3 protein-coding genes are annotated in these 3378 nt (G+C 73.9%); 1 reads left to right on the top strand and 2 read right to left on the bottom strand.

All coding sequences use genetic code 11. The features are described from left to right. Both EHS43_RS40600 and EHS43_RS40595 read right to left on the bottom strand, forming a co-directional pair. Window positions 1-405: SRPBCC family protein (locus tag EHS43_RS40600; protein ID WP_148104236.1), on the bottom strand; the 405-nt coding region annotated here is incomplete at its 3' end. Window positions 406-456: 51 nt separating this feature from the next. Beyond that, window positions 457-1287, bottom strand: coding sequence for a DeoR/GlpR family DNA-binding transcription regulator (locus tag EHS43_RS40595; RefSeq protein ID WP_125195549.1), 831 nt, complete (start codon window positions 1285-1287; stop codon window positions 457-459). A gap of 403 nt (window positions 1288-1690) precedes the next feature. On the opposite strand from EHS43_RS40595, the gene EHS43_RS40590 reads away from it, so the two are divergent. After that, window positions 1691-3378, top strand: a 1688-nt coding sequence (locus EHS43_RS40590; RefSeq protein WP_260470942.1) for a hypothetical protein, incomplete at its 3' end; no start/stop codon positions are given.

Raw genomic sequence — 3378 nt, 5'->3', positions numbered from 1 at the left:
CCCGAGCTTCGCGACCAGGCGGAACGCCGCCGTGCCGTCCACCGCGAACGTCCAGCGCACCTGGGTGCCCGCCCCGGCGGGAGTGAGCCGCCACTCCTCGGCGATGGCACGGGCACCGGGCGCGTTGGCCACGTCGACCCGGTAGGCGTACACCTCCGGCGCCTCGGCCAAGATGATCGTCTCCCGGAAACGGCCGCCGCCCTTGAGGTGGATCTCCCGCGTCGAGCCGTTTCCGGTCGAGCGGGCCATGGTGACCGCGGCGAACCACTCCTCCCAGCCCGGCACGTCCTCCGCGAGTGCCCGGTGGACCGCCTCGGGCGGAGCCGACATCTCCTGGACGAACACCATCCGTACGGGGGCGGTCTCGATGAAGTCGAGCCCCACCTCGCGCAGTTGGTGAGCCATGGGCAACCCCCCAAGGTGTGAACGGGAAGGGTCACCCTAGCTGGCACTCCGTCAGATGTCTGCACCGTCGACGGACTCGCCCGCCACGACCAGCCGCCGCAGATGCTCCGAGACCTCCGCGCGCGCCGACGCCGGCAGCCCCGCGTCCGTCACCAGCGTGTCGACCTGCTCCAGCGAGGCGAACGAACTCAGGCCCACGGTGCCCCACTTGGTGTGGTCGGCGACCACCACGACCCGCCGGGCCGACTGCACGAGCCGCCGGTTGGTCTCGGCCTCCGCGAGGTTCGGCGTCGACAGGCCGGCCTCGACCGATATCCCGTGCACACCGAGGAAGAGCACGTCGAAGTGGAGCGCCCCGATCGCCTGGTCGGCCACCGGCCCCACCAGCGAGTCGGACGGGGTGCGCACACCACCGGTCAGCACGACGGTCGCCGCACCCTGACGGGGACCCGTACTGCGCTGCGCCGCGTGGAAGACGTCGGCCACCCGCACCGAGTTGGTCACGACGGTCAGGTCCGGCACGTCGAGCAGATGGTGGGCCAGCGCGTACGTCGTCGTACCGCCCGACAGGGCGATCGCGGTGCCCGGGGCGACCAGCTCGGCCGCGGACCGCGCGATGTCCTCCTTGGCGGTCAGCTCCAGACCCGACTTCGCCTCGAAGCCCGGCTCGTGGGTGCTCGCCTCCACCACCGGGACCGCGCCGCCGTGCACCTTCTCCAGCACACCCTGGCGGGCCAGCGCGTCGAGATCGCGCCGTACCGTCATGTCCGACACGCCGAGCTTGCGGGTCAGCTCGTTGACGCGTACCCCGCCTCGGCGCCGGACCTCGTCCAGGATCAGGGAGCGCCGCTGCTCCGCGAGGAGGTTCTGATTCTCACTCACGTACGCTCCGGTCCTTTCGCCTGGGGCCGCCGACACGCCCTGCGCACCCTCTCCCACAAGCACATTTTGCCCGTCCCAGGTGCGCGGGACGTCCCATACTCGCACGCGCCCCCACCCGGAGCGCCACTGCCCGTCCCGTCGTACGCACGCCACAGGGGTGACAGCCGGGCCCTCGCGTTCATCCGGATCGGGGAGATTGCGTGACGAGTGGTGTGCGCGGCGCGCCGAGGAGAGATCCTGGTGTCCGCACGGACAGATGCCGACGGCGCGTCACGGGGGAAGTGCGAGAACAGTGGAACCTGTCACGATCACGGATGCGGACGGCTCGCCCGTCCGGCCCGAGGAATCCGGAACCGCCCTGGAACTCCTGGTCCACGGAGTGGGCGGCACCACGCCCGAGAAGATGCTCGACGATCCGCGCACGGTACGGATCACCGGCGACGAGATCGCGGCCGTCTTCCGGCGCGCCGACGACGTCGACGCCGAGCGCGGACCACGCGACGCCCGCACCGGGCCGGTGCCCGAGGCGTACGTCTGGTGCAACCTCACCTCCGGCAACGGCACCCGCGCCCTGTGGCTGCTGTTGCTGCCGTTCATGGTGGTCAACCTCGCCCACTGGATGCGCCCCACCGCACGCGGCCGCAAGCGGACCGTGCGCCTGTACGGCCTGCTGGTCCGGCTCGCCGGCCTGACCCTGACCGTTCTGCTGGTCGCCGCCGCCTGCGAGGTGGCCCTGGACCTCGCGGCCTGGCAGTGCGCGGGCACGCGCGCGTGCGCCGAGTCGCACACCTGGCTCGGCTTCCTGTCGCCCGACGTGTCCGACGGCGGCTGGTGGAGCAGGCCGGGCCGCCGCCTCGCCCTCGCGGCCCTCGTCCCGGCCGCGCTGACCGGTTTCCTCTGGTACCTCTCCCACCGCACCTGGAGCGCCTACGAGTCCCAGCAGCCCATGTCCCGCGACGGCGAGCCCGAGGAGGAGCACGGCCGCACCGCGCTCGGCCGGCCCGGCTTCTGGTACGGCCGCCGCCTGGTCGCCCGCCTGCGGGCCGCGCACACCGCCGCGGGCCTGCTGACGATCGCCGCCGCGGTCAGCTCCATGGCGGCCGGCCACGACCGCGCCCCGGGCGGCCCCGCGCTCCTCGACACCCTCGGCCGGTTCCTGCAGGCCGGCATCGTCGCCGGCGCGGTCGCCGTCGTCTGGGTGGTGTGCCGCCGCGGCCGCAGCGAGAAGTACCTCGACCGGCAGCTCGACGCTCATCTCGTACGGCGGCTGCCGCTCGCCGCGCTCCTCCTGCTCGCCCTCGCCGCGGTGTACGCCGGGTGGGAGCGGCCGGGCTGGCAGTCGCACGGCCGGCTGGCAGGTGACGCCACCTTCGGCGGTATCGCCCTGGTGCAGGGACTGCTGGTCCTCGCCCTCGCCGTGGTCGCCCACGTGCTGTACCGCGCGCACCCCGACCCGCGCGCCGCGATGCGCGGCCTGGCCGGACCCGCCGTGGCGACGCTGGCCTGCGCCCTGGGCGGCGTGATGTCCGGCGGCGTCTCGCAGCGCGTGGCGGACTGGCTGGACGGCACCGGCGCCACCATCCCCGGCCCGCCGGTCCTGCTGACCTGGCAGGCGTCCGTGATCCCGCTGGTCCTCGTCGTGCTGCTGGGGCACTGCGCCTGGCTCGGCCGGCGCGCCTGGCGCGCCGGCCGAGCCCAACTCGGCACCGTCGAAAGCGAGTACCCCGCCGAGCCCAAGGACGCGGCACGCACCCGCCGCATCGCCCGCAGCCGCGCGATGGCCGCCCTGACGGACCGGGGACCCCGTCTGCTCGGGGTGACGTCGGCGAGCACCCTGCTCCTCGGCGCCGGCGCCCTCGTCGGCGCCCTGACCTCCCGCAGGACACCGGCCGGTGCCGCCGAGGGGTCGTACGCCTTCGTCCAGAGCGCCGCCGACACCGCGCAGGCCCTCGGCTCCTGGCTGATCGGCCTCGGCTTCATCCTGTTCGTCACCTGGGGCCGCCGCGCCTACAAGGACCCCTCCGCGCGCCGGACCATCGGCATTCTCTGGGACGTGGGCACCTTCTGGCCGCGCGCCGCCCACCCCTTCGC

Origin of the sequence: Streptomyces sp. RP5T (genome assembly GCF_003933965.1) — a bacterium.
GTDB lineage: Bacteria > Actinomycetota > Actinomycetes > Streptomycetales > Streptomycetaceae > Streptomyces.
Note: the sequence above shows the minus strand (reverse complement) of the source record. Positions and strands in the feature narration are given on the sequence as shown.